The sequence below is a fragment of the Micromonospora sp. AMSO1212t genome (assembly GCF_008868145.1).
Lineage (GTDB): Bacteria > Actinomycetota > Actinomycetes > Mycobacteriales > Micromonosporaceae > Micromonospora > Micromonospora tulbaghiae.
In genome coordinates this window covers 1-5,960 of record NZ_WBKS01000209.1, presented here as the reverse complement: position 1 = coordinate 5,960, position 5,960 = coordinate 1, and the positions used below count along the sequence as shown (strand labels likewise).

The window sequence follows — 5,960 nt, the reverse complement described above, 5'->3', positions numbered from 1 at the left end:
TCGACGGAGCGGGGCGCGGGGAGTGCGCGGGGGCGCGCGGGCGGGGGAGGGTGCTGTGGAGCAGCGGCGGCGGGTCGGGGCCTACGGGATGCTGCGGGACTCCGAGGGGCGGGTGTTGCTCGCGCGCGGCGCGGCGCGGTGCCCGTACCCGGGGGTGTGGCAGTTGCCCGGCGGCGGCGTCGAGCACGCGGAGCACCCGGCCGACACCGTGGTACGCGAGTTCGCCGAGGAGACCGGGCTGACCGTGGCGCCCGGCGCGATCCGGGCCGCCGTCGCCGACGTGGCCGCGTTCCGCGCCGAGGACGTCGCGATGCACACCGACCGGTTGATCTTCGAGGTCGAGGCGCGGGGCGGGCGGCTGCGACCCGAACCGGCCGGTGGCACCGACGAGGTGGGCTGGTTCACCCCGGAGGAGGCCGCCGGCCTCCCGCTGATGGTGTTCACCGCCGAGCTGCTCGGCCTGCCGGTGTCCCCGCTGCCGGCCGACATGCCCCGGGGCCTGCCCGCCGAACCGGCCGGTCCGGCCGCCGACCGCCGGCAGCGCTTCGCCGCGTACGGGCTGGTCACGGATCCCGCCGACCGGGTGCTGCTCACCATGATCGCCGACGGTTATCCGGGCGCGGGCCGCTGGCACCTGCCCGGGGGTGGCACCGACCACGGCGAGCAGCCCGCCGCCGGGCTGCTGCGTGAGCTGGTCGAGGAGGCCGGGCAGCTGGGCCGGGTGGTCGACCTGATCGCCGTGGACAACCTGCACAACCCGGCCGCGCTCGGTCCGGAGGGCCGCCCGCTGGACTGGCACGGCGTCCGGGTGATCTACCGGGTACGCGTGGACGCGCCGACCGACGCGGTGGTGACGGAGCTGGCGGGAGGCTCGACCGCACGGGCCGCCTGGTTCGCCCCGGAACAGGTCACGGCCCTGTCGATGACCGACGTCGCCGTTCGGGCCACCGGGCAGCGGGTGACCTGAATCGCTCGCCGAGCCGCCCTGGGTGACCTCCGGTACAGTCGGAAGTACGGCTGACCGACGAAAACGGGCGTTGCGGCCCGAGATGGGAATGAGTGGGCGGTTCGCGCGGTTAAGGGAGATATAAGTACCGCCGGCAGCTATCGCCAAGCCCCTGTCCCCTGTGCAATGGTGTACTCCGCAAAAGGGCTGCCGGACCCGAAAGGTCCGGCACGAGACAGCCGGACACCCGCCCCGCAATGGGCGGCCAGCCGATCCGGTGATGGAGGAAACGTGCCGAGAGCCCCATGGCGCCGGCGTCGTACGACTGACAGTCCGCGCCCCGCAGGGCGTCGCTGGGCGGGCAGGTTGCGCCGCAGCAGTACGTTCGCCCGCCAGGTGCTGCTGGTCCGGGTGGGCCGCCGGGACGGCGCGACCGTCTCGGGGACCGACCTGGTCACCCCCGACCACCGTTACGCCGACCGCCAGCGCCTGCGCTACGGCCGGCTCGACACCGACATCGAGGCGGTACGCCCGGTCAGCCCGGCGCTCGCGCCGGCCGCCCCGGTCGACGACGAGTCCCCGGCGATGTCGATCCCGCTTCTGCCGGGTGAGCGCACCGCCGCCCGCCGGGCCAAGTTCGCGCTCGTCAACGCGTGCACGCTGAGCAGCCTCATGCTCGGCATGCTGGCCATCTTCCTGGCCATGCGCGGTGACGTGCAGATCGCCGCGATCTTCCTGATCGCGTGCGTCGCGTTCGACGGCCTCGACGGCGCGCTGGCCCGCAAGCTCGGCGTGGCCAGCCCGTTCGGCGCGCAGATGGACTCGCTCGCCGACATGTGCTCGTTCGGCCTCGCCGCACCGGTCGTGGTCTACGCCTCGCTCGCCGGTTCGGCGCCCCCGGCGGCCGCCGCGGTGTCCTGCGCGCTCGTCGCCGCGTGCGCGGCGGTCCGGCTCGCCCGGTTCAACGTCTCGCCGAAGGACGGCCGCTTCTTCTGCGGCGTGCCGACCACCATGGCGGCAGCGGTGCTCGCACTGACCGTGGCCATCGGCGTGCCGGTCCCCGGCCTGGTCATGGTGGCCGCCGTGGCGCTGCTCGCCTTCGCCATGGTGTCCAGCTTCCCGTACGCGAAGCTCGCCCGGCTGCTGAAGCTGCCGCCGTGGCTCTGGCTGGCTCCGGTGGTCGGCGCGCTCGTCGACATCCGGCTCACGTTCGCCCTCGTGGTGGTGGGCTACCTGGTCAGCGGGCCGCTGCTCTGGCTGCACCAGCGCCGTACCGCCTGACCCGAGAACGACAGACAAAAAGGGGCGCCGCGAGAGCGGCGCCCCTTTTCTTCGTGTCCTGCGCTCAGCGCCAGCGGGCGATCACAGTCGCGCCGCCGACCACCTTGTCGCCCGGACCGACGAGCGGGTCCGCGGCGTCGGCCGGCAGGTAGACGTCGGTACGCGAGCCGAACCGGATCAGGCCGAAGCGCTCGCCCCGGGCCAGCAGCGACCCGACGGGTGCCCGCTGCACGATCCGGCGGGCGATCAGCCCGGTGCGCTGCGCCACCACCACGGTGCCGTGGTCGGTGTCCAGCACCGTGTACGCGGCCACGTTGTGCTCGGCGTCCGGCTTCATGGCGTTGACGAACCCGCCGTCGGCGACGAAGTAGTCCACCACCTTGCCGGCCACCGGAGCGCGGTTGACGTGCACGTCCAGCACCGAGAGGAAGACCGCGATCCGCAGCCACTCGCCGTCACCGAAGCGCTCGTCCTGGAGGCGCTGCACGGACAGCACCTGACCGTCCGCCGAGGCGACGACTGCCGACGGGTCCTCCGGCACGTCCCGCTCCGGGTCCCGGAAGAACGCGGCCACCGGAGCGGCGGCCAGCGCCGGCAGCAGCCAGAGCTTCGACTTCGGCCGCGTGGCCCGGGCCAGGGCGGCCAGGCCGAGCGTGATGCCGGCCGCGGCCACCCCGTTCGAGTCGATGTGCATGCCCCGGGTCAGCGGCACGCTCGACGGCCGGTACGCCGGGGACAGCGAGGCCGCGAGCGCGACCGGCGCCGCGGTGAAACGCAGGTGGTGCACGCGTACCGGCGGGGTGTTGCGCAGCACCAGGTCGGTGCGCACGCCGTGCAGCACGCCCTGCCGGTCCAGCTCGCCGTCGGCGCCCTCGGTGCGGAACAGCGGCGCGGCGACGCTCAGCACCCCGCCCTCGGCGAGGTATTTCGCCAGCCCGTCGATCGCGGCGCGCGCCTCGTCCGCGGTGCCGGTGAACGGCTCGGCGACGACCACCACTGCGGCGGCGGCGTCCGCCTCGGCGAGGGTGTCGACCACGCGTACCCGGTCGTCGACCCATCGGCCCTGCGCGGTGACGTGTTCGCGCAGCGCCGCCGCCGAAGCGCCCTCCGCCGGCACCACAGTGAGCCGGTCGCCTGGGAGCAGCGCCTCGATCGCGGAGGCCAGCACCGCGGACTCCGGGGTCGCGCCGACGAGCAGGCCGGCCTTCGGGTCGTTACGCCGGGCGAACTCGCTGACGAGCGTGCGGGCGGCGCGCTCGCCGATGCGGACCGCACCGGAGGGACCGGTGACGCGCACGGCGGGGGACTGGGTCATGTCGGACGGGCTCCTGACGAGATAGCGAACGGACGGGGCGGCTCCGGCGACCCGACCGGCGGCTCCGCCCTGTCGGGGGCGCGGGCCGGCCGGCGGAGGCGAGATCTCCGCCGACCAGCATAGGCCGCGTCCGAAGGGCTCCGCAGTGGCGCGGTCAGGCCGGATCCCCCGGCGTACGGCGCTGCGGAGCCGTCTCGTCGGCCGGTGGATCGAGCGGCGGCAGTTCGCGGGTGGCCGGCTCCGAGGAATCGGTGGTGGCCGCGGTGGCCCACTCGTCGGCGCCGTCGGGCGTCTCCGCGCCGGCACCCGTCTCCGCGCCGGGGGCCGTCTCCGCGCCGACGGCCGGGGAGCCGTACGGCGCCGCGACCGTGACCTCCGGCGCGGACTGCGGCCCGGGCTGCTCCGGGGCGCGGCCCGAGCGCAGCGCGCCGATCAGCCCGAGCAGGCCGATCAGCACCAGCCCGCCGGCCAGGAACCAGCCGACCGGGGGCACGGAGAGGCCGAGGATCCGGGCCAGCAGCCACCAGACGGACAGGCCGAGGAAGACGAGTCCGAAAGCGAACGACACGATGTCGGTACGGTGTGCCTTCACCGGGTCACCTCCAGCTTGCCGGCGTTCACGTGGACGTAGAGGCGCAGCTTGCCGCCACCGGGACCGTCGGCGCCCGGGTCGGTGGTCTCCCACTGACGACCGCCGAGCCCGCCGCTGCGCCGGCCGAAGACCGTGGCGTCGCCGGCGTTCACGTCGGCCACCGTGGTCACGTCGACGTTCGGCGGTACGACCACAGTCGCGTTGCCGAGGTTGACGTCGACAGTCACCTGGACGTCCTGCTTGTCGAAGTCGATCCCGCGCAGGTCGAGCGTCGCGTCGCCGAGGTTGTTCTCGTACCGGTCGGCCAGGTCGCGCAGGTCGGTCGGCGCCCAGGTGACGTTGCCGTCGATGCCGCGTACCCGGTCGTAGGACTCGGCGACGGTGGCGATGCCGAGCGCCGCCGCTGTCACCAGGCCCAGGGCGATCAGCCAGCGCGCCCGGCCGAACCAGGTGCCGACGAGCAGGCCGAGGCCGATGGTCGCGAGCACCGCGGCGAAGTAGCCGGCGGCGCCGACCGGGAAGACGTCGAGCAGGTCGAGCATGGCCACCACGCCGAGCGCCAGGAAGATCAGCGAGAACGTGATCGCGCCGAGCGGCGAGCGCTCCTTGGGCCGCTTCGGCGGTCGCGGCGGCCGGACCGGTGGCGGGACGGGCGGCGATCCGGCGTAGGGGCCGTGCGGGGCGAACGGCGGCCGGTACCCGCCGGGCGGCAGCGGTGCGCCCACCGGCGCGGGCGGCGGCACGGCGGCCGGCTCGTCCAGCCGGGCGCCCGCGTCCCGTGCGCCCGGCCAGGCCGGGCCGGCGCCGTAGGCCGGCCAGGTGGCGGTGTCGGCGACCGGGCCGGTCACCTGCTGCATCGCGACTGTCGGCTCGGACGGGCCCGGCCGGGTGCCGGCCGCGGCGGGCCAGCCCGGCGCCGGCAGCGTCGGGTAGCCGGTCGCGGGCCCGGGGTGGCCCGGCTCGCGCTCGGCGTCGGACGTCGCCGGGCGCTCCAGCTCGGACGGCGACACCGGCGGGTAGCCGGGCTCCGACGGCGACACCGGCGGGTAGCCCGGCTCGGACGCAGAGGCCGGCGGGTAGCCGGGCTCGGACCCGGGCGCCGGGGGAAAACCCGGCTCGGGCCGGCCGGGCGGCGGGTAGCCGGGCTCGGCGGGCAGTCCGCTGGACGGAACCGCCCCGGGGTGTGCCGGTCCGGCGGGTGTGCCGGTCCACTGTGCCGCGGGGGGAGCCGCGGTCCACGTACCCGGCGCCGGGGCCGATGGTGCGGGCCAGGCCACCGGTGGCACCGGGCCCGGCGAGGGACCGTGCGGGGGCACCGGCTGAGCCGGCCGCTGCGCCGGGCCACGCTGCTCGCGGTTGAGCAGGAGCGCTCCGCCGATCAGGATCACCGCACCGAGCAGGATCGCCCGGAACCCGTCGGTGACGACGTAGGCGAAGCCGAGCGCCACCACGATGCCGAGCACGATCACCGTGATCGGGGACATGCTGGACCGGCCCCGGCCGAGCATGGCCTCCACGGGTGAGGCGGTGTCGCCCTCGCCGGGGATGATCAGCCAGCCGGCGACGTACACGATGATCCCGATGCCGCCGAAGAAGCCGAGCACGGCCAGCAGCACGCGCCACAGCACCGGGTCGGTGTTCGTGGCCCGGCCGATGGCGGCGCACACCCCGGCCAGGTAGCGGCCCTCGCGGGGGCGTACCAGGCCGTACCGGGTGGTGAAGCCCGCGGCGCCGGGCGGTGGGGCGTACCCACCGGGTGGTGGACCGCCGAACGGCGTGCCGCCGGGCGGCGGCTGTCTCTCATACACAGCTGACGCTGCCGACGA

4 protein-coding genes are annotated in these 5,960 nt (G+C 75.4%); 2 read left to right on the top strand and 2 right to left on the bottom strand.

Annotated features, from left to right (window positions below):
- Window positions 1–55: 55 nt before the first annotated feature.
- Complete coding sequence (locus tag F8279_RS28865; protein ID WP_091426215.1) at window positions 56–967, top strand: NUDIX hydrolase; 912 nt, start codon at window positions 56–58, stop codon at window positions 965–967.
- Window positions 968–1,312: 345 nt separating this feature from the next.
- A complete protein-coding gene (locus F8279_RS28860) occupies window positions 1,313–2,227 on the top strand; it encodes a phosphatidylcholine/phosphatidylserine synthase (protein WP_091426213.1) in 915 nt (304 codons plus the stop codon).
- A 64-nt stretch (window positions 2,228–2,291) separates the two neighbouring features.
- On the opposite strand, the gene F8279_RS28855 is transcribed toward F8279_RS28860, so the two are convergent.
- Window positions 2,292–3,542, bottom strand: coding sequence for a phosphatidylserine decarboxylase (locus F8279_RS28855; RefSeq protein WP_091426211.1), 1,251 nt, complete (start codon window positions 3,540–3,542; stop codon window positions 2,292–2,294).
- 154 nt (window positions 3,543–3,696) lie between these two features.
- The gene (locus F8279_RS28850; RefSeq protein WP_091426209.1) at window positions 3,697–4,134 is read right to left on the bottom strand and encodes a hypothetical protein; all 438 of its coding nucleotides are present in this window, start codon (window positions 4,132–4,134) and stop codon (window positions 3,697–3,699) included.
- Window positions 4,135–5,960: the final 1,826 nt, after the last annotated feature.